The sequence below is a fragment of the Marvinbryantia sp. genome (assembly GCF_047017445.1).
GTDB lineage: Bacteria > Bacillota > Clostridia > Lachnospirales > Lachnospiraceae > Marvinbryantia.
In genome coordinates this window covers 95,974-122,524 of record NZ_JBKXTT010000007.1, presented here as the reverse complement: position 1 = coordinate 122,524, position 26,551 = coordinate 95,974, and the positions used below count along the sequence as shown (strand labels likewise).

23 protein-coding genes and 1 pseudogene are annotated in these 26,551 nt (G+C 40.6%); 2 read left to right on the top strand and 22 right to left on the bottom strand.

What is annotated here, in order from left to right:
- Positions 1-171 precede the first annotated feature (171 nt).
- From ACLU9Q_RS09865 to uppS, 15 genes and pseudogenes are all read right to left on the bottom strand, one after another.
- Positions 172-519 carry a helix-turn-helix domain-containing protein gene (locus ACLU9Q_RS09865; RefSeq protein WP_227226480.1) on the bottom strand — a complete coding sequence of 116 codons (348 nt, stop codon included), beginning with the start codon at positions 517-519 and terminating at the stop codon, positions 172-174.
- A gap of 517 nt (positions 520-1,036) precedes the next feature.
- Positions 1,037-2,428 (bottom strand): annotated as a pseudogene (gene ftsH, locus ACLU9Q_RS09860) (ATP-dependent zinc metalloprotease FtsH); the annotation flags it as partial.
- A gap of 71 nt (positions 2,429-2,499) precedes the next feature.
- Complete coding sequence (locus tag ACLU9Q_RS09855; protein ID WP_412625149.1) at positions 2,500-3,597, bottom strand: lipopolysaccharide biosynthesis protein; 1,098 nt, start codon at positions 3,595-3,597, stop codon at positions 2,500-2,502.
- Between the two features lie 23 nt (positions 3,598-3,620).
- Complete coding sequence (locus ACLU9Q_RS09850; protein WP_412625148.1) at positions 3,621-4,757, bottom strand: Coenzyme F420 hydrogenase/dehydrogenase, beta subunit C-terminal domain; 1,137 nt, start codon at positions 4,755-4,757, stop codon at positions 3,621-3,623.
- 97 nt (positions 4,758-4,854) lie between these two features.
- A complete protein-coding gene (locus ACLU9Q_RS09845; RefSeq protein ID WP_412625147.1) occupies positions 4,855-5,898 on the bottom strand; it encodes an O-antigen ligase family protein in 1,044 nt (347 codons plus the stop codon).
- A 35-nt stretch (positions 5,899-5,933) separates the two neighbouring features.
- Positions 5,934-6,671, bottom strand: a complete 738-nt coding sequence (locus ACLU9Q_RS09840; protein ID WP_412625146.1) for a glycosyltransferase family 32 protein — start codon at positions 6,669-6,671, stop codon at positions 5,934-5,936.
- Between the two features lie 53 nt (positions 6,672-6,724).
- On the bottom strand, positions 6,725-7,756 hold the full coding sequence (locus ACLU9Q_RS09835) for a glycosyltransferase (RefSeq protein ID WP_412625145.1): 1,032 nt from the start codon (positions 7,754-7,756) through the stop codon (positions 6,725-6,727).
- Positions 7,753-9,087 (bottom strand): hypothetical protein, encoded by a 1,335-nt coding sequence (locus ACLU9Q_RS09830; RefSeq protein ID WP_412625144.1) that lies wholly within the window; start codon positions 9,085-9,087, stop codon positions 7,753-7,755. Before ACLU9Q_RS09830 ends, ACLU9Q_RS09835 begins: the two co-directional genes overlap by 4 nt.
- Before the next feature lie 12 nt (positions 9,088-9,099).
- A complete protein-coding gene (locus ACLU9Q_RS09825) occupies positions 9,100-10,254 on the bottom strand; it encodes an alginate lyase family protein (RefSeq protein ID WP_412625143.1) in 1,155 nt (384 codons plus the stop codon).
- A complete protein-coding gene (locus ACLU9Q_RS09820; protein ID WP_412625142.1) occupies positions 10,206-10,961 on the bottom strand; it encodes a hypothetical protein in 756 nt (251 codons plus the stop codon). The genes ACLU9Q_RS09825 and ACLU9Q_RS09820 overlap by 49 nt, the downstream gene beginning before the upstream one ends.
- 17 nt (positions 10,962-10,978) lie before the next feature.
- Entirely contained in the window at positions 10,979-12,085 is a 1,107-nt protein-coding gene (gene wecB / locus ACLU9Q_RS09815; protein WP_412625141.1) for a non-hydrolyzing UDP-N-acetylglucosamine 2-epimerase, read from the bottom strand.
- A gap of 34 nt (positions 12,086-12,119) precedes the next feature.
- Positions 12,120-13,340 (bottom strand): nucleotide sugar dehydrogenase, encoded by a 1,221-nt coding sequence (locus ACLU9Q_RS09810; protein ID WP_412625140.1) that lies wholly within the window; start codon positions 13,338-13,340, stop codon positions 12,120-12,122.
- Between the two features lie 29 nt (positions 13,341-13,369).
- Positions 13,370-14,125 (bottom strand): WecB/TagA/CpsF family glycosyltransferase, encoded by a 756-nt coding sequence (locus ACLU9Q_RS09805; RefSeq protein ID WP_412625139.1) that lies wholly within the window; start codon positions 14,123-14,125, stop codon positions 13,370-13,372.
- A 92-nt stretch (positions 14,126-14,217) separates the two neighbouring features.
- Positions 14,218-14,982 carry an isopentenyl phosphate kinase gene (locus ACLU9Q_RS09800; RefSeq protein WP_412625138.1) on the bottom strand — a complete coding sequence of 255 codons (765 nt, stop codon included), beginning with the start codon at positions 14,980-14,982 and terminating at the stop codon, positions 14,218-14,220.
- 42 nt (positions 14,983-15,024) lie between these two features.
- A complete protein-coding gene (gene uppS / locus ACLU9Q_RS09795) occupies positions 15,025-15,660 on the bottom strand; it encodes a polyprenyl diphosphate synthase (protein WP_412625137.1) in 636 nt (211 codons plus the stop codon).
- 109 nt (positions 15,661-15,769) lie between these two features.
- On the opposite strand from uppS, the gene ACLU9Q_RS09790 reads away from it, so the two are divergent.
- Positions 15,770-17,152, top strand: a complete 1,383-nt coding sequence (locus tag ACLU9Q_RS09790) for an ISNCY family transposase (RefSeq protein ID WP_412624485.1) — start codon at positions 15,770-15,772, stop codon at positions 17,150-17,152.
- A 51-nt stretch (positions 17,153-17,203) separates the two neighbouring features.
- The gene (locus ACLU9Q_RS09785) at positions 17,204-17,443 is read left to right on the top strand and encodes a hypothetical protein (protein ID WP_412624486.1); all 240 of its coding nucleotides are present in this window, start codon (positions 17,204-17,206) and stop codon (positions 17,441-17,443) included.
- Between the two features lie 234 nt (positions 17,444-17,677).
- On the opposite strand, the gene ACLU9Q_RS09780 is transcribed toward ACLU9Q_RS09785, so the two are convergent.
- The 7 genes from ACLU9Q_RS09780 to ACLU9Q_RS09750 form a co-directional block, all read right to left on the bottom strand.
- Positions 17,678-17,827, bottom strand: coding sequence for an undecaprenyl diphosphate synthase family protein (locus tag ACLU9Q_RS09780; RefSeq protein WP_412625136.1), 150 nt, complete (start codon positions 17,825-17,827; stop codon positions 17,678-17,680).
- A 36-nt stretch (positions 17,828-17,863) separates the two neighbouring features.
- Positions 17,864-21,310, bottom strand: coding sequence for a hypothetical protein (locus ACLU9Q_RS09775; protein ID WP_412625135.1), 3,447 nt, complete (start codon positions 21,308-21,310; stop codon positions 17,864-17,866).
- Positions 21,307-21,987: a hypothetical protein gene (locus tag ACLU9Q_RS09770; protein WP_412625134.1), complete on the bottom strand. Its 681-nt coding sequence runs from the start codon at positions 21,985-21,987 to the stop codon at positions 21,307-21,309. The genes ACLU9Q_RS09775 and ACLU9Q_RS09770 overlap by 4 nt, the downstream gene beginning before the upstream one ends.
- Positions 21,988-22,099: 112 nt before the next feature.
- A complete protein-coding gene (locus ACLU9Q_RS09765) occupies positions 22,100-23,941 on the bottom strand; it encodes a hypothetical protein (protein ID WP_412625133.1) in 1,842 nt (613 codons plus the stop codon).
- Between the two features lie 278 nt (positions 23,942-24,219).
- Positions 24,220-24,546: a helix-turn-helix domain-containing protein gene (locus ACLU9Q_RS09760; RefSeq protein WP_412625132.1), complete on the bottom strand. Its 327-nt coding sequence runs from the start codon at positions 24,544-24,546 to the stop codon at positions 24,220-24,222.
- Positions 24,533-25,546 (bottom strand): polyprenyl synthetase family protein, encoded by a 1,014-nt coding sequence (locus ACLU9Q_RS09755; RefSeq protein ID WP_412625131.1) that lies wholly within the window; start codon positions 25,544-25,546, stop codon positions 24,533-24,535. The genes ACLU9Q_RS09760 and ACLU9Q_RS09755 overlap by 14 nt, the downstream gene beginning before the upstream one ends.
- A gap of 85 nt (positions 25,547-25,631) precedes the next feature.
- Positions 25,632-26,405, bottom strand: a complete 774-nt coding sequence (locus tag ACLU9Q_RS09750; RefSeq protein WP_412625130.1) for a hypothetical protein — start codon at positions 26,403-26,405, stop codon at positions 25,632-25,634.
- Positions 26,406-26,551 lie beyond the last annotated feature (146 nt).

Genomic DNA, 26,551 nt, shown 5'->3' with positions numbered 1-26,551 from the left:
TCAAGTAATTACTTCCGAAGTTGCCCCCTTACCATATTCCCTTTTCATAAATTATCATACAAACAAATCCGTCTTGTCAATAAAGTATGGAAAATATCCCTGATTCTCCTTTACAATTTATAACATTTCTATTTCCCCGGCAAACATCATTTGAACACACCAAAACTCTTTTCACTCTTTCCGGCCGTTTGCGTTCTTAATAATAGCAATGATCGCCAGAACTATTTCCTGGTCGCATCGCTCCAATCCTCTATATAATTCAACCAGATCGTAATATTCTTCCAACGTTTTGCCCATTTCTACTGCACCTACTACATCTCTTTTGACATCTGATGTTCCAAGCAGATAATCCGTTGTCACATTAAAATAAGCTGCCACCTTTTTAAGAGATTCCACTTTGATAGATGCAATGTTCATTTCATATTTACTAAGCTGCTGCTGTGTTATTTCTAATTCTGTCGCCAAAGTTTCCTGTGTTAACCCCCGTTTTTCACGGAGCTGTCTGATACGATTTTCCATAATCAATCTCTCCTCTGCTTATTCATAATATCATGCTAACTCAAACAGCATACTTTGACACAAATAATAGGAGTAACCAGATACTCAATTATCATTTTCTCTTGTATTACCATGACAAAAAACAGCGGTATTATTTCGTAGATGTCTCTCATCTATGAAACAATGCCTTTTCCAGGCTTCAATTTCATTATCCAAATCGATAATAGATAATTACTCATCTATTTTGCAACAGCCCCTTTGAATGGGGAAAAATAATGTGCATCACTATATATTTCCTCCATATATAGTGCAGGAAAGTTTTCAATAGTGATATAAACGGATTTTTAAAATGATTTGTAGGGCAGCTTTTAATTTGCTGAACAACACACCTCACGATGGACACCCCTGCCTTCGGCTATATCCTTCCCGCTACCGGGTGGATTCGGGACTTGCACCCGTTAGAAACGTGCGCCGCCAGGCGCACCAAAGAAAAAAGGCCAATCCACACAAGGCAGATTGACCTTTTGTTCAAACCAATTCAAAGCAATGCCATAAATTCTTCGCCGCTAATGCTTTCTTTCTCTAAAAGCCTTTGGGCAATCCGCTCTAAAGCATCTAAATTTTCCTTCAGAATTTTAACAGCCATATTCTGACAGCGTTCCAAAATCTTGCGTACTTCCTCATCAGCTTCGGCTCCTGTCTGTTCTGAACATGTAGCAATATTTCGTCCATCCAGATATTGATTTTGCGTACTTTGTAACCCCATTGAACCGAATCGTTCGCTCATACCATACTGTGTAACCATCTTTCTTGCCTGCTCTGTGGCCCTCTCAATATCATTGGAGGCTCCTGTCGTTGTTACTCCAAACTGTACAATTTCTGCTGCCCTACCACCGAGCAAAGTTGTAATCTGGGCATATAGTTCGTCCGCAGTTAATAAATACCGTTCTTCCTCCGGTGCGTTCATTGTGTAACCCAAAGCTCCTAATGTCCGTGGAATGATTGTGATTTTCTGTACCGGCTGAGCATTTTTCTGCAAGGCAGATACCAAAGCATGGCCCACTTCATGGTACGCTACCATCTGACGTTCCTTCGAATTTAATACGCGATCCTTTTTCTCCTTACCAGCAATCACCGTTTCCACCGATTCCATCAGATCTTCCTGAACAACTACATTCCGTCCTATACGGACAGCGCGCAGTGCTGCTTCATTGACGATATTCGCAAGGTCGGCACCACTGGCTCCGCTGGTCGCTAAGGCAATCGCATGAAAATCCACATCGGAGGACAGAGAAACCTTTTTACCATGAACACGCAAAATGCTTTCCCGACCCGGAAGATCGGGTTTCTCTACAATAATCCGCCTGTCAAAACGTCCCGGACGCAAGAGTGCCTGATCCAATATCTCCGGACGGTTGGTAGCCGCTAAAACGATAATGCCACCATTTGTCTCAAATCCGTCCATTTCTGCAAGGAGTTGATTCAGCGTTTGTTCCCGTTCATCATTACTGCCTAATTGATTGTCTCTCTTTTTTCCGATTGCATCAATCTCGTCAATAAAGATGATACATGGCGTATTCTTTTTTGCTGTCTGAAACAGGTCTCGAACACGGCTGGCTCCCACACCTACAAACATTTCTACAAATTCCGAACCGGTCAGATGGTAGAAAGGTACACCAGCTTCTCCTGCAACTGCCTTTGCCAAAAGCGTTTTACCTGTTCCCGGAGGACCTACCAGCAATGCGCCTTTGGGCTGCTGTGCACCAATGGCACGATATTTCTCCGGATTTTTCAGATAGTCCACCATTTCCTCCAGACTCTCCTTAGCCTCGTCCTGTCCGGCCACATCCCGGAAAGTCACTCCTGTGCTTTTCTCCACCGTATAGACCTTAGCTTTGGATTTGCCAATGTTGCCGCCCATCTGCTGCATAAAACGTGCAGACGCCCCACACCGAAACTCCCGAAAAAAGCATCACTATAAGAAATCCTTCCAGGCTCTTCTTAGAATGAACCCCAGGGAAATAAAACCTTCCAAATCTTTTTCCAATAAGCGCTGCAAGCCCGTCGCCATACCCCATCGCAAGCATTCCGCAGGCAGCAATCCATGGCATCCCCACACCATATCCTATAAGGCAGAGTAAAAACAGTGATTCCCCATGCCATCAAGAAATTAAGTTTATTAAATATATCGTATATTTTCTCCTTTGACTCCGTAGCTATTGCATTTCCGACACTTGCAATTAACGCATTATGTATAACATCAATTATTCCTCCTAGTGCCGTAATAATATAATAATAGTTTCCATAAATACCAACAGTTGTTAAACCAAGAAACGCAGAAACAACAACGCTGTCTAAAGATGCAACTAAAACATTGCCCACTTTGTGCCCTGCCAACGCCTTTACTTTATTAAATATTACATTTTTCTCTCTATCTGAAATTTCTCCTTTACACTGGTAATTCGGATACATTCGCTTTGCACAAACAGCAGTTAAAATATTATTCACTATTGTACATATTGGTGTGAAAATCAAGTATGCATAATAATTCTTAAATACCATTATCATAATAATTTGTAATATATAGGAAATTGTATATGTTCCCATTCTAATCAAATTTACGATGTCACTTCTTTGATCGGCATTTAATAATGACTGCATATAAGCAAATAAAAAATAACTTGCCACTGTGTCTATTATGTAAATCCAGAATAATATATATATATTTATGTCTGAGGGATAACTCCCTTTTATTAAATACGGAAGAAACGGCGTCATCAAAATTCCCAAAAATAATATCACGCCTCCCAACCTATTATATATTACCTTATAAAGGTTCAAAAGTTGGCAAATTTTCTCTTCATCTTTTTCTACCAATGGTTTATACATACTAAACGTCAAGGCGCTGCCAAAACCTAACTCTGCCATATTCAGTACCTGCAAAATGGAATGAAACAATGTATTCAGTCCAGCATATTGTATTCCCATATAACGTATCATTACTGTTCGTAGAATAAACGGTAATAAAATCGAAATTAATCGAAACCCTAAACCCGAACCAACATTCCTTAGCACCTTATAAGTTCGTCCTTCTTTCATATTGTATCCCTTCTTTCACTCACTTACCAACGTTTCAGTTTCATAAGCACTTTTCTTCTTATCTTGGCTTTGATACCTCCTGCACTAGTATACTTGTTTAAAACGTATTTAAATCCTTTTTTTCTATATTGTTTCCAAAAAGCTTCTTTTTGCACATTCCGCTTCGTTGGGTAATTCAACTGTGGTTGATCAAATTCATTCTCGTTTATAGCAGTTAATTTTAATTCTGCTCTTTCAATCAGGCTTTTCCCTTTCTTAGAATGTACTATCACCATACTAACCGGATTTCCTGTATTAATTTGTCTTTTATACTTATCTGCAATCCCTGTGATATCTGACATTGTTATATCTGCTGGTTTATCCCTAGTTGTAAACATACAATTCTCACACGAATCTCTCAGTGCCAGTCTTGAATAAAATAACTCTGACCACAATTCATCTTTCCGCATTTGTCCATCAGCATATTGAATTGTAGCACATACTGCAGGTGCATACTTACGATTTCTCATATTTATTGATAAGACCGCACTTCCATATTTTTCCTCTTTATAGTCTAAAAAGTCCCGTAATATAAGCGGACTTGGAACTCCGTGACATATCATATCGGCTGTATATAGATTTTCAATTGAACACTTTTTTTTCGCCAAAAAAAGATATAAGCCTTCAACATAACATGATGTTCCTGTAAAAAGCACACGCTTTCCACCTAGTAAATCCTTATACACATTCTCATATGTATCTCCAATTCTACTTTGTACATATTTTGAACCACATGCCTTTTTTAATCCCTCTTTTGAAGTGATTCTGACATGCGTTGCTACACATTTTTCATAAACACACCCATAAACTACCCCACTATCATTCAGTATAGCTTTTCCTAATCCATATCCAACACCACCCGACTGACAATACTGCAATTCTTCTTCATTTTTTAATATAGCGATATAATATTGTGGGCATTCCAGCCTACCTTCCGAAAATCTATTTGTTGAAGAAAGCATACATACTTTCTCACATAAATTACAATTTACACAAAGCGATTTTTGCACAGCAGGATAATAAAAACCCTTTTCATCTGTTTGCCATTGTAACGCCTTTGTTGGGCATATAGCTACACATGCAGAACACCCGACACATCTTATCTTGTCCATCTTTATCATCTGATTTTCCTCAAATTTTCCAATCGTAATGACACTTTATCAAATCAATGTCAATTTGCCACTCAAGTACATAATACATTTTCATTTGCATCACAAATCATTTATATTTTGAGCAATATTGATTAATTGATAACATCATGGCCACTGCTGAAAAATAAAAAAACGTTTCATTTGCATCATAAATTCCATTTCCGGTAAATCCGTATAATATAAACCAAAGCTGCATTAAAATTGAATAAGTATATATGTATGTTACATTATATTTATTTATAGATTGCACTTTTTTCCGTAACCGAAATGATTTGCATAACATATATACAATGAGCGACACATAGATTCCAAACCCAATAATACCGGTTTCTGATAATAAGCCATAATATATGTTATGTGTCAAAAATGCTTGAATTCCCGGAATATTATAATGATTCTCATAATATGTTTGAAACCCTCCAAAACCTATTCCATATAATTTATGTTCATTAAAAATTTCTATTGCTTTTTCCCATAACACATTCCTTCCGCTTGTCATGTTAGTTTCATTTCCTGATAACTCTGTAATTCGTAAAAACAATTCCCGGGCGCTTGGCATCGCTGCATACAGAATTGCTGCTCCAATAATCAGCAATATCAAAGCTCCCCAAAACCGCACTTTGCGATTCTCTCGTTCCGACAATAAATAAATCAACACAAATGCAAAGATTGCTATCAATGAAAACATTCGTTTTCCGCTTATAAATAACCCACTCACAGATAACAATATCCCTACAAGATTTTTCTTTTCGTCCTTATCATTGAAATAATCTATCATGAATAAAATACAGGAAATTGACATCATCATTCCTGCTGCCTGATAATCACCGACCAGTCCTCCGCTTTTGCTTCCCGTAATCCCAATATTAATTAAACCAATTTTCGCATATCCAGTCATCTTTTTTAAAGATGCATCATGAGCTAATAAATGTACCCTTGAAGAAAAAGTAACATTATTACCTATACTTATTAACCAACAATGCGAAACATCAAATGTACAATTATCTCCATACCAAAAATCAGTTCCTACCTTCATACCACGGGATTTCAATTTTTCTAATGGAATTTCTCCACGAATTCTCAATAGGATTTTTTTAATTATTTTTTTCATAGCTATTCTCCTCAACACTAATCAAATATTAAAGGTTACCCCTCATGGATACCAAAAATTTTCCTTTTAATTTTCAATAACTGCATATATATTTTTTTCCCAAATATTTTTTTTATCTGTTTTTGAATTATATCTTTGATTGTCTTTTTTTTCCATGTTCCTGCATAATGATGTACTGAAATAGTCGATGGTTTTATATCAAATTCTTGTAAATCTTGATTATATCCGCAAAAGAAATCTGATGGATATATTGCAATATCATATATTTTTTGATACTTTTGATTTTGTATAAAACCTTTTTTTTCAAGAATTTCTGTTGTAACCTCATTTACTGTCTTATACTTTCTTTTTCCTGACTGAACAAATTCAGACTGTTCATAAACCTTCAATATTTCTTCCAAAAATGGATGATGTGGTATCGATGCAAATACCAAACCCGGAGATACCTTCCCCGCGCTTTCCATTCCTGTAAAAGCAGTATTGTTTAGCACATCTTCAGGAATTCGCCGTAACAGTTCTACATCTGTATCAAAATATATTCCTCCCATACTGTTCAGTACATCAAATCTAACATAATCTGATACAAATGCCCATTTTCCTGCTTTGTACGCCTCTTTGATATAAGCACATTTATTTATATCATAATTATCTTCATTCCATTCAATTATCTCGTATTCCGGCATATATTTTTTCCACGATTTTAAACACTTTGTAACAATATCTGGCTTTGGATTTTTTCCAAACCAGCAATAATGGATTTTTTTAGGAATCATACTTTATCCTCCGTTTATACAAAAGTCATTTACTCAATAATAATCTTTTGCCTTTACATCCGCAAACCAGACCTAAGTTCCGTCCTATATTCCTTAATATCATACCGGCTCCTGGATTCCCATGCTCCTCTCGCCAGTTTTTCATACATTTCCGGCATTCTGTGTATCTTTATAATGGCCTCAGTAAAGCTTTGAACAATATCTGCTTTGGAAACAACAATTCCTTCTTTATCTGCATGAACCACTTCACTATTATAATTGTGTTCTGATACGATCGCAGGTATTCCCGCAATCTTACTTTCCACCAAAATGCCCGGAATCCCTTCGCCAATCCAGGTTGTTGGAAAAAGAAGCAGATCATATTCATTTAGCTTTTGGTATACATCTTCCTTACTCGAATCAAAAATCCCTCGATAAGAAATATTTTTTGTTCGTTTCAAGTCACTCTCAAATTCATTCTTATATTCGGACGCTATCACGCCATAATAATCTAACTGCACGGAAATCCCTGCTTCATTCAGCTTATCAACCACCTCAAACAAATAATGCGCCCCTTTTTCCTTGCATATCCTCGAGAAGAAAACCAGTTTCAATACACCAGATACATCTATAGTTTTTCCACTATAATCCGTGTGAGACAACACTCGACAATTTGGAAAATAATGTGTATTTTTAATTCCCAAAGCCTGGAAATCTGCGTTTATTAATCGGCTTTCCGTAAAAATCGCCTTTACATTACGAAGCAACGATACCATCTGCACATTTTGTTTTGCATAGTTCTGAAGGGTACTACCCATCATAATAATCGAACACTGATTAAGCTTTTTACTTCCCCGCGTTTTCTTTATAATTTGCATTAATCTCTCAAGCCGCTTATTACTGCCAACTCCTAAAATGATCATTCCTTTCACGCAGATAATCTTAAGTATCAGCCTCAGCAAATTTAATGGATTTCTTTTGCAGCTATATAGATCAAAAAAATCCATATCATCAGCATTGTAAATTTTATTTTTTATTAATTCATTCTTTACAGTAACCCCACCCATCGGCGGTGGAAACTCTCCAATATACAAATTTTTCTTCATTGCTCCACTCTTTTCGCTATTTTATTAACTGCCCAGTTATACTTACCGCGTTTTGTCAGCTCAACACTATCCACTATCCGCAGTTCGATATCAAGTTGATTTTCAACCCTTCGGGATAAATATCCTAAAATCTCCTCTTTATCTGCTTCCGTCAAAGTTTCTACCAATACCAGATCCAGATACGCTTTTCCGGGTTCGTATTGTACATATTGATACTGTTTCACTTTCTTAAAAGCATCAAGATGCATTGTCAATGCCCCTTTGAAAATTTTACTTCCCGATTTCGAAATAAGACTGACCTCGGAAAACTTATGTCCCTGTATCTGTGCATATCCCTTTTCATTAAAGCGCACAACATCATCCGTCACATAGCGAATAAGCGGCATTTTGCGCGAAATAAAGCCAGTGCAGCAAATTTTATATTCACCCTCTATTTCTGTAGGCAAAAATTCTGTATAACCGTACAGACCGTTGAAAAGATATCCGTCTTCGTACTCTTCTGCGAATACAGCCCTTTCCGTATGACCATAATTGGATACCGCTTTGCATTGCAGTGTCTGTTCAATATAGCGTTTCATCTCGTCCGTATGATTTTCAGCATAAAAATTAACCAGCTTAAATTTTCTCTTTTTTCCGTTCCGCTCCATCATCTGTGCAAACAAATAGATAGCTGATGGATATCCCGAAATAAAATCCGGCTTAAATTCTTCCACTGCTTTCCAGACTACCGGAAAAGATTTTTCATCAAATAATTTAAATGGAGAAATCACAATCTCATTTTTTAATGGAGAAAAATAATAATCATCATCCTTGTTATGTCCCCAGAATGCCAATGTTCTTGTATTTCGAAGATCATAACCATATTTCCCCAGAAAGTGATTTGTAAAAGCACGCTCTTTGTATATAGAATCTTTATCCAATACTACTTTCAACGCCCGTCCGCTGCTTCCTCCGGTTACAGATTCATAACAGTCAATCTTCTTCCTTGACAGAATTTCCGCCCCTGCTTCAATCGCGTCGTCTTTTGTTAAAAGAGGTATTTTTTCCATTTCTGATATATCTGTCATTTCCTCCGGATTAAAACCCGCTTCTGAAAATCTTTTCCGGTAATACGGAACATTATTATAAGCTTCTATTAACGTTTCTTTAAGCTTTTCAAACTGAACAGCCCGCTTTTGAGCATCATTTAATTCATCGAATTCTTTAAGTTCTTTTAGCGTTTTCTTATATACTTTATTATTCAAAATCACTCTTATAAATAACGGAGATAATAGTTTTTTTATCGTTTTCGGCAATCCCTCATAAACCAATTTTAGCCTGTTTGCGTTCATTGTTCCTCCTGTTCAAATAGCACTATTTTTTATGTTTAAACTACACCGGAAATTTTCTTTACCAACCTGCAAGCAAACCTTTGCCGGTGTTTTGTTTCCATAACAATGCGATATATAAGAATCTGATAACTCAACCTGCTTATCCGTAATCATCGTCAATATGCAATTGAAATCTGCGTCAAGCACATCTGTTCTGTTATCTGCACACTGCATATCCAAGCCCGGGGCAACGTGCCAGACCTGATGTGCCTTGTCGGCACCATCAACATAATCCTCAATAATTAATCTCCTATTAAAATCAAATGATGCCTTTCTCGTATGACAGATTCCCGCATAAGAAACTGTTGCCTCTATCATTACACCGCCACTCTTTTCTTCAAGAACCACATTTTCGACTTTATAACGCTTTCCCCATAAAAATGGTCCTAACATTTCCGCCTGCTCTATTCCCTCCACGCAAACCGTATTATGTGCTTTTGTACTGCGAAATAAATCCCTGGTATTCTTTGGCACATGGTAATTATAGGTTCCCGAATCAACCAAAATTGGCTTTCCACAGTAATAAAGCTGAATACTCAATGCATCAGCATGTCCGTGAGCTGCAATACTTCCAAATCCAAGCTCTGCATGATCCATGCCAATTAATACTTTTCGGTCCATACTTCTAATAAGTGTGTATCCGCCTTTCGGATAGGAACATACAAGCTCCGGTTTATAAAGCCTTTTCTTTCGATAATCTGTCTCCTGCTTCTTTGTAATCAACCAACTGATATTCTCCACAAACGGCAAATCTGTATATCGGAAATTTAATACAGTCCCCATCAACTGAAGCACATATCTGTAATGGTCTTGTATTTTCCCTTGCAGATCCAGAATCTTTCCCTCATCATTGTCCCCGAATGCAATAACTTCTCCATAATCACCGCAGCAATCTGCCAGATATTGACTCATTGAACCAAGGTATGATTTCCAGCTATCCGGGATTTTTATATTATTTTTTTGCAGTGCCAGCCATAATATCCCATATGCCTCCATCGCAAAGCTTTGATAATGGAGTGACATCTCCTTATTTACCCCATCTTCATAGTTTTGCTTTGGCAACTCTTCCGACAAAATTTTTACTGATAGACTTGTCCATGCTCCATAATCAAAAAAAAGCCCTGCCATATAAGATGGTTATTCGCCGAAGAATATCTTGCCCGATGTCTTACAATGTAGTCTGCCATAACAAGCACCCCGCATCGGATCTGTTCCAGCAGTTCCTGCACTTCCGTCTGATATTTAGCTGCTGCGTAATGAAGGAATACATAAGTATAGATCCATGATACAGAGCGGATCCCTATTTCCATTGCACTTGTCCACTCTACACCATGCAGGAACAAATTATGCCGATTCCAGTCATCAAATAATTCTTTTAATTCATTCAGATAAGCAGCATCGCCAGACAGGTAATAGTTTTTTGCCAGACATGCAAACTGGTAGTGTCTGTTCAATTCCCAGTTTGTGCGGATATCGCCAATATCTTCTCTTTGACCAACCGCAATGGAATATGAAAAATCCTTTTCCGGCCAGCTATTGCCTGTCTGAAATCCAGCATTCCATTTATCTTTATATTCCTCATATTCATATTTCCCAAAAATATCAAGAACGCTGAACAATGTATAATTTTTATTTTCTTTGTTGAAAGGTATTCTGCCAGCATCCGGCTGCAATTCATTCAACGCTTGCGGCAAAGAAATTTCTGTTACAGGCAGATGCAGTGCATACAAAGCCTTGTACTCTTTTTTCTGTAAAAACTTTTGCTGCACCCGCCAACCCATTTCCAGAGCATTCATCGACCTTAAGCGATTGATCAGCCATCTGATGTCTTTCATATCGTCTCCCCATTTTTTCAGATTTCTGTATATCCTTTTTCTAATATATCGGCAATTCTTTCACAGGCATGCCCGTCTCCATATGGATTTGCAGCGTGTGCCATCTTTGCATATTCCGTCTCATCATCCAGCAGCCTTGTAAACCATTCGTAAATGGTTTCTTCACTGGTTCCTACCAGTTTCAGCGTGCCAGCCTCTACGCCTTCCGGACGCTCTGTTGTATCTCTCATCACCAGAACCGGCTTTCCATAAGAAGGACACTCTTCCTGAATCCCGCCGGAATCCGTTAAACACAAATGGCATCTCGCCTCAAAGTTATGGCAGTCAAAAACCTCTATCGGTTCGATGATATGAATCTGACTGCAGTCCCCCAATTCCTCATCTGCCGCTTTTCTTACAATCGGGTTCATATGTATTGGATAAATAGCTTTTACGTCCGGATGTTCATCCAATACTCTTCTGATTGCCCGGAACATATGATGCATTGGCTCGCCAAGATTCTCTCTTCTATGTGCTGTAATAAAAATCATCCGGTCATTTCCCACCCAATCAATTTCCGGATGATGATAATCTTCCACAACGGTATGCTGCATCGCATCAATAACTGTATTGCCAGTCACATATATCGTCGTTTCATCTTTTCCTTCCTTTATCAGGTGTTCCTTTGCCAGCTTCGTTGGTGCAAAATTATATTGACTGATAATCCCAACTGCCTGTCGATTAAACTCCTCCGGATATGGCGAGTAGATATTATATGTGCGAAGCCCAGCCTCCACATGCCCAACCGGAATCTGAAGATAAAAACAAGCTAATGCTGTTACAAATGTTGTGGATGTATCACCATGTACAAGGCAGACATCCGGCTTTACCTCTTCAAGCACTATTTTTATTTTTGCCAGTATATTCGTTGTTACATCAAAAAGCGTCTGTCTGTCTTTCATGATAGAAAGATCATAATCGGGAATAACATGAAACGTATCCAATACCTGATCCAACATTTGGCGATGCTGTCCCGTAACACACACGATTGTCTGAATTCCTTTTCTCTTTTTCAGCTCATTAACAAGTGGGCACATTTTAATTGCCTCTGGTCTTGTGCCAAAAACCAACATAATTTTTTTCATATCCACTATCCCTTTATCTTAAAATCTTCCCTTTTTAAATGTGATATACCTCATCAAGATGAATAATATTTTGACAGTCGAGAATTACCTTACCCGCCAGTTTTTCAACATTTTCTTTAATCTCGTTATGCTTGACCATAACGACTACCATATCAACCGATTCCAGAAAGCTGTCCAAATCATGATACTGGTTCTTAACTACATCTTTTTTAATAAATGGATCGTAGACCTTGAGACCTGCTGCAAGATGCCGCTCCTGACTTTCAAGCAGCTGCAACGTTGGCGATTCACGCATATCATCAACATTTTCTTTATAGGTAAGACCATACAGACCTACTTTCGAAATATCTGTCAGCCCTCTCTCTTTCATGATTTCATAAATGCGGTTCAGTACAAAATCCGGCATTCCATCATTCGTTTTCATCGACTCATCAATTACTTTGGCTAGTGAAGGATAATCGCCTACAAGGAACCATGGATCTACTGAAATACAATGTCCGCCAACACCCGGTCCCGGCTGAAGGATATTCACGCGGGGATGCATATTACATATTTTAATAATTTCATAAACATCCATATTATCGTGACGGCAAATTTTCGCAAGTTCATTTGCAAAAGCAATATTTACAGCCCGAAATGTATTTTCCACTACCTTTGTCATTTCTGCCGTTTTAATATCTGTCACAACAATTTCTCCCTGACAAAAAGAAGCATATAATTTTTTTATTGTCTCCCCTACTGCCTTATCGTCCGCGCCAATCGTTCGATTATTGTGCAGAAGCTCGTATACCATATTTCCCGGAATAATGCGTTCCGGTGCATGAACCAAATGAATGTCTTCACCAATTACAAATCCATTTTCTTCAACAGCCGGTCGAATATATCTGTCCATCGTTCCCGGGGATACAGTCGATTCTACAACGATTGTCGCACCCTTCGGGCAAACTTTTAGTACATCCTTTACTGCCGCTATAACATAGCAGGCATCAACTTTTTTGCTAAATTTATCATATGGGGTCGGGACAGAGACAATATAGGTATCCGTAACCTGGTACTCTGTTGTAAACTTGATTCCTGCTTCTACTGCCGTCGCAAATAACTCATCCAGACCATCTTCTTTAAACGTCGTATGCCCTGCGTTCAGGGTAGCCACAAGCTCTTTGTTGTAGTCCGTTCCAATTACCTCTACCCCATGAGATGCCATCATAAGGGCTGTTGGAAGTCCAATGTAACCCAATCCTATTACGTTGATCATTTTTCATATCCTCCTCTGTTTTCTTAATGTTAATTCTTTTTAGCTTTTCGCTTATATTTATATGTCAAGGCAACAAATTTAGCGTTGCCTATAATATAACGTTTCCACATTCTTCCCGGCTCCTGAATAAACCGGTAGAACCACTCCAGACCATGCTTCTGCATCCAGATTGGTGCCCTGTCCGTAACTCCGGCGACAATATCAAAACTGCCTCCAACACCCATGACAAATGGAATATTTAACTGATCTAAATATCGATTTACCCAATATTCCTTTTTGGGAGATGAAAAAGCCACAAACATCATGTCTGCTCCCGACTCTGCCATAGCTTTGACAATTTCCGGTTCATCCGCTTCCGTAAAATATCCATTTCTATATCCTGCAATGCACAGTGTGGGATACTGCTCTTCAAAGATTCTCTTAACCTTTGTAACAACCTCTTCTTTCGCTCCAAAAAGGTATATTTTATATCCCTTATCCGCGGCTACCTTTACGAGTTCCTGAAAAAGATCACATCCTGTTACTCTCTCATTCAAGGGAACCCCTAACTTTTTGGCAGCCCAGACGATAGAAGCTCCGTCCGCGTTGATCAGTGGGCAGGAATTTACAATCTTTCTTAACTCTGCATCTTTCTCCATCAAATTGACTTTTGAAGCATTCACCACAACATGTTGCGTCGGCACGCCCTTTTCAATAATCTTTTCGACCATCTGTATTGTTTCTTCCATGGACACTGCATTTACATAAGTATTCAGGATCTTGTATCGCTTATTTTTTTCCTGCAATTTCCTCTTCTCTCCTTTTGTTACCATTTGTCATAGCTTTCGCCCGATTTTCTCAAATAAAAAAGACCTCTTCCTGATATAAAGGTCTTCTCTTATCCTTGAATTATTGTTCCAACGGTTTTTTCATTTTTCAGCGCCTGTGCAAGTCTTCCAGGCTTTTTTCCGTTTATTACCTGCACCGGACAGTCCATTTTGAACGCCATCCACACTTTTTCGCTCATGCCGCCAGTGACATCATAGCCTTCGGTTGGCTGCTGAAAGATTCCCCAGTCTGCAAAATCCTCGCGCCATATAACCGGTATTACATTACCGTGCAAATCCTCCACTCCATCGCGGTCAGTACAGAAAATAATTTTCTCCAGCTCATAGCCACAGGAGGGTGTATTTGCAATCTGTTCTCCCAGGCGAAAAAATATCTCTTCTGTGGATACGATCCGACAGCTTCCATTTATCTGATATAGGAAATCTCCGTATACCACCGGAAGCATGTGGTAATTCAGGCAGCTAAGCATTCTTTCCTCCAGGCATTCTTTTTCCAGAAACTGTTCTATCCGAAAGGTGTTGGCCGGTATCCCAAAGTTCAGCAATACCTTCACCAGCTCTGCATTCAGAAAAGCATTGCCATTTTTGCCTCTGCACATCCCCATAAGCGCCTGCGTTCCGGATGGTTTATCAACTATGTGATATTTTTTCGCATAGTAATGCCCGAAGGAACCGCCGCCGTTTCCCAGGAGAACCGCCGTGTCGGACTTTTTCCTGAAATCTGCAAGTTCCGCTCCAAGCTGCTTCATTACGCTTTTTCGTATGACACATGGACTGGCTTTGTTTGTCAGAACCGCTCCTCCGAATTTCACCATGATCATTTTTTTCATTACACTAATTTTAAACCTCTTATATTCCTATTTCCCAAGATTAATTTTCACCGTTTTGTAATCATCCACAAACTCGGAAAATTCCTTTTCTGAAAAATCCGGCCACAGTGTGTCTGTAAAATAGATTTCTGCATACGCCGACTGCCATATGAAAAAATTACTCAGACGATGGTTGCCACCGGTTCTTATCACCATGTCAATCATAGGGATTCCTGCGGTATCCAGGTTTGCGCTGATTTCTTCTTCCGTGATTTTCTCTGCTGTAAGGCGTCCGGCTCTGATATCTGCTGCGGTTTTTTTCATTGCACGTACAAGCTCGTCTCTTCCTCCATAGCTAATGCCGATCTGTGCCAAAAGCCGGCTGCACTGCCTGGTCTTTTCTTCCGCCTGCTCAATAATACTCCTCTGCTTCTCATTTAGTCTGCTTCGGTCACCTGCCACTACAATCCGAATTCCCCGCTGCAGGCAGTCCGACAGCCTGTTTGTAAAAAAACGCTCCATAATGGCAAACAACCCATTAATCTCAGCTTCGCTGCGATTCCAGTTTTCTGTAGAAAATGCGTAAACAGTCAAATATGGTATCCCATGGTCAAGACACCAGGTACATATTTCCATAAATTTGTCAACGCCTTTTTCATGTCCGTTCAGCACTGTATAAGCCATTTATGATAATGTCCTAGTATACCACATATGAAAATGTCCCGGATGTGGTAAAATATCCTCTATCTATTTTAGATTGGAGGAAATCATTATCAGAAAGGTAATACTTACAATGGATGAACAGAAAAAATACGAAGTGATCAAATCTCTGGCAGATCACCCGGATGGGAATAAGGACAGGGCTGCCCTCACCCTTGGCTGCACCAAACGCCATATCAACCGTATGCTGGCTGGATACCGCAAAGAAGGAAAGGCTTTCTTTATCCATGGCAATAGGGGACGTAAACCGTCCACCAGCATCCCTGACGAGACCCGCAATCGCATCATCGATCTCTACCTTACAAAATATTTTGATGCTAATTTCCAGCATTATTCAGAACTCCTTGAGGCCCATGAACACATCTGCGTCTCACCTTCTTCTGTAGCTAAGATCCTGGAAAGTAAATATATTCTTTCTCCGAAAGTTACAAAGGCCAAGAAAAAGCGTATGGAAAAGGAGCTTCAGGATAAAAAGAAAAGTGCCTGCAGCCTGAAAGAAGCCGCTGTGCTCCAAACCAATCTCGTAGCGGTTGAAGATGCTCATTCAAGACGTCCAAGATGTGCTTATTTTGGGGAACTGCAGCAGATGGACGCAACTCCCTATGAATGGATCCCCGGGCAGGTATGGCACCTCCACCTGGCTATTGACGATGCTACCGGCCGGGTCACCGGAGCCTGGTTTGACACGCAGGAAACCTTAAAGGGCTACTATCACGTATTCCACCAGATCCTGACCACCTACGGCATCCCTTACAGGATCTTCACAGACCGCCGTACGGTATTTACCTATAAAAAGAAAAACTCCCCATCTCTTGATGAGGATACCTATACCCAATTCGCTTATGCCTGCAAGCAGCTTGGTGTTCAGCTGGAATCCAGCAGTGTCCCGCAGGCCAAAGGCCGCGTAGAACGCCTCAACCAGACACTACAGTCGCGCCTGCCAATCGAATTACGATTAGCAGGGATCACGACCATAGATGCTGCCAATGAATTCCTCCACTCATACATAAAAGAATTCAATGAGAAGTTCGCGCTTCCCCTTAATGGTATCAAATCTGTGTTTGAAACGCAACCGGAAAATGAAAAAATCAACCTGGTTCTCGCTGTCCTGACAGAACGGACCGTGGATTGCGGGCATGCGATCCAGTTCCGGCACCGCCATTACCGGATGCTGGACGCCAGAGGGAAACAGGTACATTACCGCAAAGGCACAAAAATAATGGTTATCCAGGCTTTTGACGGAAGCCTTTTCTGCTGTGTCAATGACAAGGATGTCCATGCACTGGAGGAGATCCCCGAACATATGGAAAGATCCCGGGATCTGGATGCAGACTATCAGCCGCCCAAAGCAAAAAGACATTATATTCCGCCAATGAGCCATCCCTGGCGCAGCAAAACTTTCCAGAAATTCGTAAAGACACAGGAGCACCATCTAATGGATGACGTTCCAGCATAAAAAGCAGCAGAAAAAGATGATAGGTATATACCTACCGAAAGGAGAGATCACATGAGGGACTGGATCGACTGCATCGAAGCGCATACAAAAGCACAGAAAAAATATGATAAAGAACATACACAGGGAATTTACTTAAAACTGAACCTCCGCACAGACCTTGATATCATCCGCTGGTTTTGGGAACAGCCGTCAAAACAGGGAGCCGTAAAACGGCTGATCCGTGAGGAGATCGCCCGAAAAAAGGCGGAAGGAACAGGGAGCGGAGGCGTTGTCAGGAGAACCGTGGAATAATGGGGTTGGGGCCCCGTTATGCCGCGAAAGTCTCTTGAGATAAGCCTCACGGAAAACGCTGTTTCTAAGGAGAAAGGATATATGCCCTTTCTCCTGCCCCCTGCGGGGCGGGTTCGGGCAGGGCCCGATTATGGGTCAAGGGACAGGTCCCTTGCGGGTTCTTAGGGCAGAGCCCTAAGCTTCCAGAGGACATCTGCCACGTAGCCATATGAAATCAGCACCGGAAAACCGGTGCTAATGTTTCAGTTTTTTCGGGACATTTTCAAAAATGCTTGACACGCCTTTTTCATGTCCGTTCAGCACTGATTGAAGCTTATTCTTCCTTGCCCACCGTCGGTTTCCGTCCATGATAACGCCCACATGCTTCAGCTCATTTCCGTCCATACTCCGCTTCCTTTCTCATATTAGTTTTTTCTGCAGCTACCATTCAAAATTTTCCTCATACATTTCAGCCAGCATTTTTTTATATTTTTCATCAATCTGGCCAATTTCCAGTCTGCTGTTCCCTTTGTTCATCTGATGCCTGTACACCCAGAAGCACAAATAACTATATTCCGGTTTTTCTGTAATACAAGTGATAAAAGCTTCTCTGCTCACCAGCCGTACCATTTTTGCTTTTGCGTCTCCATCTGGCCTGTCCGCGTCAAGTCCCATCAGCAGCAGCATATTTATGCATGCGCTGCAGCTGACGGGTGATATCAGATATACTGCTCTGCGCTCTGTACTTATTTTTTTCTGACAGTCTGACGGCAGGATATCTACACGCAGGTCATCATACTTTTTGCAGGTAACATTTTGTGCAATATATCTTGTTTCTTTGCTCATCCAGAAAGCGTCCCGGACAAATTTCTTTTCATCCAGATGCCCCTGCTTCTGATATTCCCAATCCTCATCCAATCCACGGATCCTTGCATAGACAAGATCCTGCCTGTCTCCCGATATTTTAAAATGCTTTATGTCAAACCTTTTTCCCAGATTCAGCAGAGCATAACATATGTCTGGATTACTGTAAATTTCCCCCGCCGCTTTTAACTCCTGTACCAATTCTGTGACATATTGCCGATCCTCCGTCAATAAAGAAGCCATTTCTCTCAATGGAATAATCGGGATTGTATCAGGCGGAGGCAACGGTTCCTTCGCAACCACAAACAACGTTCCCTGCCCTTCATCAATATTTTTTGTAAAAATGCTCTTCAGCTTTCTCAGAGCTTCCTTCGTTTCTTTTGAGCCCGGTACCACTTTATCATTCTCTATCCTCCAGATAGTTATCTGCTGCGGGTTCTCCATAATATCAATGAAATATGATAGCACGTCCTCCAGCGTTTCCCGTTTCAACACCTGAATAGCCAAAAGCAAATACTGAAAAACCGACAGGATACTGTTAATTTTATCTCTATCCTTCCATTTTCTGTCCGGACTGTCCTTTATCTTTCGATAAACCGCCTCCACATACACCGCCAGGCACTCGCGGTAATAAATTTCGACTGGAAAATTCTGTGCAAAATCATTTCTGCGGACAGACAGAACGTCCTCCATTTTTCCGCCCATAATATCAACGCAGGTATCGAAGAAATAATTGTATTCAATCCCTCGTTCCTGTTCCTTGATATCCTCTACCTTTACGCCTTTATAACAAAAATGATTTCTGGTTCTTCCAGTCTGAATGTCGAATTGTATCGGATTGCAGTTATGTTCTTTCGCATACAAAAACACCTGCTTTTCCTGGTCCCATATCCTCGCTTCCAGATTTTCTGAAATACTGCAGACATACCGGTCATGCAGCATAAAGGTATTAGTCCAGATGCCAAATCCATTCTTATCCGAAGCGAAAGGACTGCTATACTCAGTTTCTTCCTTACGACCCCCTGTAATCCTGATTGGAAAAAGTGGATTCACGATTTTTTTGCTCACATAGTAAGCAAAAAAATCTTTGATATAGTCTTCACTATTCTCTTTTGAAAAGCCATCACAATCCTTCACTCTGGAATCGCTGTGCTCTTTAAGATACTCATTTAAACCATACCATTCTTCTTCCCGGATAGCGGTATACAGCAGTTCAAGCGGAATATAAAAACAAATATCCGTACCCGCCCGCTCTTTCTTTTTGTGCATTTTAAGGATAGCGCCGCCCTCCCTGGGAGAATCAAGCTTCACGATATACCCTTCTGCCTCATTAGTTGACCGGGTGTAGATTTTCACCTGCCGTGTCAGCATAAATGCAGACTGCAGTCCAATCCCAAACCCGCCTGTCGGTTTCAGCCAGTCCGGCATCTGTGAGATTTCATTCTGATACGCAGTTCTTCCTTTCCAGCTTCTTCCCACAACAGCAAGACTGTCAACACATTCCTTCTCCATCCCGACTCCACGATCTGAAATCCGAATGCACACATAGGGTTCTTTCGGTTCATCCAGCTCAATTCCTCCGGAATCTCCTGTGTCTTTGCTGCTTGTACTTTTGTCGCTCTTCTCCAAGATGATGGAAATATCAACTTCAATTGCACGCATCTGATAGCTTTCCGCGCTGATATCAAAAGGAGTTAGTTTCGTTTTATCTATTCCGTTTTGTATAAGCTTTGTCCGGCCGCTTCTGATATCGCTCCAGAGCCGCATCTTGGTTGCATCCATTGCATTTTGTATATATTCACGCAGGCAATCCAGCTTGGAGCTGTATATATTGTAGCCTGTCATCAGATTGATCAGCCGTTTCTGATCAACCTCATAGCTTTTCTGCCACCTAGCGTCAAACTTTGTATCACCAAAGTATATATCCAGCCGGCAGCGCTGAAGTTCACAGCCTTTCAGCAGCGGAGGAGCAAAGCGGTTCCAGTCACAGCTTATATTTTCCACTTCCTCTTTAAGATACTGGAACCACTTGCTGATTTCCTGGCAGACCTTATAATCACCGGAGCTTGCCGAAGCCTCTATCATGGTCGGTGTAATCGAAAAGTGATAAATGGCGCGATGCTTTTCGTAGTGGAAACCGCTCAAAGCCGGAAGCCTGCCGAAATGCTCTATTGCACGGACATTAAAACGATTATTATCCATATCCAGCAAATCTCCCAGCCGCAGCATGGCAGCTACAAATTGTGGATACATCCTGTCCGTTCCAAATCCCACCGCACAATTGGCTACCTTTTTCTCAATCTCCGAAAAGCTTCCACCGTGAAGCTCCGATATCTCCCCGATCAGCCGGTTCATCCGCTCTTTAATTACGCCGGAACCTGCAAATTTTTCTTCATTGGCAATCATAAAGCGATGACTTCTCTGCGGGTGTTCCCTGCGTACATAGTCGGACATGAGAATCATGATATTTCGCTGGAAAACCAACGGCCATTCCGGAGGAAATTCCAATTTTTTGATTGTACTGCCGCTTCCTCGCTCACTCAACAGGCTGTTCATTTTCTCATAATATTCTGCTGCCTCCGCCAGATCGATATCATTTCCTTCAAGAACTTTTTGCAGATACGCGCGAAACTCCTGGCTTTTCCAGATTTTCGACATTTCTTCGTAAGTCAGTGCCATACCGATGTCATGAAAATAAGCAGTTTCCAGAAGCAGCCACAAATCGCTTGCAGACAGCAGCTTGACACGATTTCTCCCGATAAGCAGTTCAATATAATTTAGAATATTAATAGAGTGACTCACATCATGCTGGCTATAGTGCTGAAAATCGAAAAAAATCGTCGAAAGATAAGATATGTATGTCTGCTTGCGCGCTCTCCATTCATTCACGATGTCATTTCCCTGTGCGAGACCAATGCATTTCTGCTCAAAACACCATTCAATAAAGGTATCCGCCTGTGTCTTGTAGTCTATTAATTTCCATTGCAGCTCTGACATGTCTGCGTTCCAGTCGCGAAATTTCATTCTTTTTCTCCTATTTTGGAAATATATACAGCAATGTGTTCCATGCACATCTCAGCGTAGTCGCTTTGTTTGGTATTTTTTCGATAATTGTTGTCGGCCGCAGTATCGCAGAATACCTGCCCGTACTTTCTCATCTGAGCCAGCAGATAGTTATACATTTCCGCTCTGTCTTCTACAACATCCTTACCTATATTTTTAATAATTCCAGCAGTAATTTTTTTCCTGAATTTCTGCTCCTCTTCGGCCCCGCTGTCCTTATCGAATATGCTGTAATACATTGCATACAGAAACAGCTGCGCAAACCACTCCCGCTCCTTCGCATCTGAAATCAAATAATGACAGACCCACCCACATTGATGCCAATATCTAAGCAGGGCGATTTTTTCTGCCGCATAGTCTCTGATTTCAACATCCTCTATTTTACAGACTTCCGGTTTTGCCATATAATACAGCCGTTCAAAATCCTCCCCATATAATAAGGATATCTCCTGTTCCGGCTGCCCGGATGGGAAATATCCTATTAACTGTCCTATGGAAGGATCCTCTGAGGATGCTTCCAAATATAAATTTTTTACAAGCTGCTCTGTCTCAGAAAAAGTATCCGGCGTCCATCGATCCAGATAACTCTCCTGCAGTTCCTGCATGGAAAGCAACACAGCCTTTATAAATATCGGCATGCTTAACCGCATCCGACTGATTTTCAGGTGCTGCCAAAATTGCCTCTGATAGATTTTGGAATAATATAACAGTGTCGTGTTAATTATTTCATGAAGCATTTCCATGTCTGAGTTATTCTTCATTTTTCGATTCCTCCGCCGCAATTTTTTCCGCTTCATCAATCGCCAGATCCTGAACCCTTATCAGCCCTGGATCCTTCAGATTTCTTACGAGAAATCGTTTCCCCATAATCTTATAATGGACATCCCACATATCTACTGACAACACCATATCCAGATAACGTTCAAAAACTGCTTTCGACACCTCTCCCTCAAAAAATCCTTCTTTCACCAGAACAGACTCCATGTTGTTTAAATACTGCTCTCTATATTTCAGATATTTCTCTCTTCCAAATGAAATATAAAGTACATCTACGCAAATATGACAAAGCAGCTCTTCCTTCGATATCAGCAGATCACTGTTCTCCCCATGACGAAAAGAACGGATAATATTTTCTCCGGAAACATAAATATAATTGCCGCAGACACTTGTTTCCAGCATCAGCTCTATGATACTGGTAGCTGCACGCCTTCTTTGAATTTCATTTTCAAATTTATATTGATTACTCAGGCTCTGCTCAATATCTTCTATACTCAGACATTTTTTGCGGTAGCTTTTCTCCTGCACATTATTTTCTCTGTCTTCTATCTGATAATTTTGCTCCTGAATAAGCTGACTGATATATTTGTACGCATCATCCAGCCAAAAGCTCTCCTTCCATTCATTACTTTCTCTGCCTATTGTTTTTGCTTTGTCAGCGGAATGAAGCGATGCAATCTCCGGAAAAGCGGTATTCTTTTGTACCTCCCTCTGCTTAGCTATCATAGACTGGCGAAAATCTTCCTCAGAATTTTCCTTCATGATCTCCCAGTCATAGCCTATCCCAAAAACTCCGATCTGCATTAAATGACTGCGGAACTTTTCACTGATGTAGAGACTCAGGATATAAATTACCGCGCGAAAAACTCCGATCCACTCCTGCTCTGTCAGGTCATCTACCGATTGCTTAAGTATTTTTTTGCCATAATCCGTCTCCCCTGCAAGTTTTTTAAAAATTGCCAACAACTCTGTTTTTTTGCAGGAGCGCACCATCGCAAAAGGAATAAAAATTAAATGATAATTTCCATCCTGATCAATGTTGTATTTACATTTTACAATCGCATTTTGCAAAAAGCTATGACCTGCTATTTCCGTCCATTCATCATGATACTCAAAATAATTACACTGAATAATGGTATTCAGGCAGCTGTTTTTTACAAAATTGCTGTCGGAATCCGATCGGTCCTTCGGATTTTCTCCAAAGGAATTCGGTATATAAGACCATTCCCTGGTATCTACACACAGTCTGTCAAACTGGCTTTTGCTTAACGTAAAAGTATCTTCCAACACTTTTCCGCCTTCCTGTCTGCTTACCAGCATCGGAAGGTCAATCACAAAAGGGCATAGTGTCTTTTGAAACAACTCTGTCTCTGCAAGACAAAGCTTTGAAATATTATCCTGATTCAGATAACGATAGCAATACAGCTTTTCAATAAAACGTTTTCGTGTCTCTTCTGCTTTTCTTTCTGTATTCTCATCTACATTCTCCGGAAATATCCCATTTACCTCATAATAAATCTGATGCAAAGGCTCCTTTAAGGTTTTTCTGGGAAATTCGGTACTCAGGGCATACACAGCCGGAATCACATCCTCTGCCCCTGCTTTTTTCATAATGCAAAAGTAGCGGAATAAGTTAAACCCATGCGTCATGGTATCGTCCACAAGATATACCGTTTTGCCTTGCAATAATTTGCGTTCAGCCGCCTTCATCAGATAGCGATCGCTGAAAACCCTGCCATCCTCAATCTTAAGCTCTGGATTTGCATGCACTATCAGCTTATAGCTCCAGTAACCTTTCCGCGTCACCAGAAACACATAAGCATTCTCCTGCTCTTTTATTTTGCCTTGCAACTTCTGAAAGAAGGAAGGCATTTGAGCTGCTTTTGTATATTTTATAAATTGTTTGACTATCTCATCCATCTATATAAGCCGAAGCGAATCCTATTCTGCATAAACAAAAAATGAATCCGTTTCCTTCCTCCCTTTTCTTTAAAATACTCCATAACACATTAATTATATTATGCTGTCAAGCAAGCCGCTATAACTGTATTACGCTTTTTCTATCTGTTTTCCGCTTTTGGCAAAATAACAGCTTACATCATATCAGACTGTGAATTAAGCAACAGCTTCCCTATTTCCATCCACAGCTGATAGTTTTTTTCACTGAGTCCCATTGTTTCCTGATTCGGCTTCTCTCTGTCTACCAGTGCGTACCTATCCCCAAAAAACTCGCAGATTGTCATATCCAATGCCTCACAGATGATCTCCAGCGTCGACACTCTTGGACTTGCTTTTCCATTTAGAATACTATATAAGCTTGACGTACTAAGCCCTGCCCGTCTTGCCAGCTGATAACAATTTATATTTTTTTCTTTACATATCTTCTGCAGCCGAAGGGCAACAAAGTCATCCGTTTTCAAAACTTTCCATCCCTTCAAACTTTTTCAAAAACTGTTTTAACACTGCTACTCCTTCTGGGCTAAAACAGCAATCCCCGGAATTCAGCTCCTTCAATGCCCACCCGCAACTCTCTTTCTGCTTTTCATCAAGCTGTGTATACACTTTATCATAAGGATAATGCTCTTGAATCCATTTCTTGTCTCTCTGCGTTTTATTCTCTTTTAGCAAAATACCCTGGAACTTTTCAGATTCCTCTTTTTCGGTCCCCAAAGCGATTGCATTTGCATATGACAAACGGTAAGGCGCCACATCTGTACAGACATCATCCTTCGTCTGAAGTCCCTCTACAGCTTTTCGGTCATTACTTAACTGATATATTCTGCCAAGATGACAACCGAGCCTTCTTGCCCATAAAATCTCCTCTGATCGTTTTCCCGCCAAGAGAATTCCCATAACAATCGGAGTCTCAAAAGAATAGACCGCCGTTTTTCTAATTGCAATTTCAAGAGCCAGTTCACGGCGAACCTTGTCATCAAACTTATCGCTCTCATCCCCATTATAAACCGGTACAAGAATGTCCATCGCTTCTCCATGCAGAGTATTAACCAACATGGTACAATACTCTTTCACTATTTCCCTGCCAGATGCTTCCTCGTTCTCGCAGATTTCATGAATCAGTTTTGTTGCATATGCGATTCCCATACCGCCGATCAGCGCTGCTGCTGTATTGGCATCCCTCTCACTTTTAGAAAAAGATGCATTCTTATCCCGAAATAATGCCTTATGTAGCGATGCCCTGCCCCTTCGCATATCACTCTTGTCAATAATATCATCCTGAATTAAAATAGATGTTTGAAGAAATTCCATTGCCACCGCCAACTGTAAAGCAGAATCCATCTTCTCCTGCGCCTCACTGCACGCCGCATAGGAAAGCAACAGAAGCATCCCCCTCAGATGCTGTCCTTCCGTATTCATTTTCCCAAACAACTTTATTTCGGCTATGTCTGCATTTTTCGCCACAAATTCCCTCGTTTTTTTCTGCAGCAAATCTAACAATTTCTGCTGCTGTTCTTTAATCTGTTTCTCTCTTTTCTCTTTCAAGTGTTTATCCAGCCTTTTTTATATCTTCAATATTCTTCAATTTTATGCACTCTTCCATCAATGCTGCTATTTCGCCGCAGCCACCTGTCTTTTTTACTTCTCTTACAAAATCCTCATCGTCCTGGTCTGTCGGCAATATTAACGGATATCTTATGTTTTCCGGTGCCATCCTTCTAAGCCAGTTGCATTTCATACCAAATTCTAACCTTTTCAAAAGAGGTTCCAGCTTCTGTTGTTCCGGAGTCACACCTTTACCAGGATCCCTGCAGATCTGGCCAAGCCGATAAGCGGATTTATATCCGCCCTCTTTCCAAACGTTCTGTAATTTCTCTATAAGCTCTTCCTTAGTCTGACTTTCCATCAAACATTTCTGCTCTATGTATGTCAGCTTCATTTGCTCAAAATACCACTTCAAAATTTCTGTATACTCTTTTCCGAACGCATACTTCTCAGTTCTATCATATGCTTCAACCAGCATATGATCTGCCATTCCAAGTACTATCCCTCGCAGCACCTCCTCTTTCTCCTCTGCCACAATTCCTTTATATCCGTTCAATATACACTCTGTAATCTCTTTCAATCTATAAATCGACTTCGTTGTAATAAGAAGCCAGTGCATCAGTAAGCTTTCCTGCAGGGCATCTACAGCTCCCGCCAGAGCAAGCAATCTTTCTTCCTGCTCATCACTCTGCGCTTTTTCTTCTCCGGGGAGTATTCCATCCAGAAACATCAAAGCTGTACGGCACATCCGATCGTCATTGCTCTGATTCTTCAGCAATTTTTTCTGCCCATCCAGAACACGCCCCATGATCTGTTTCGTAAACAGGCACGCCTCTTCATTTATCTTATACAGGCTACTCAAGGTATCTGTCTCCCTGGCATTTTTTTCTTTTATATTGCTATGCCGATCCTGTCGCGACCATT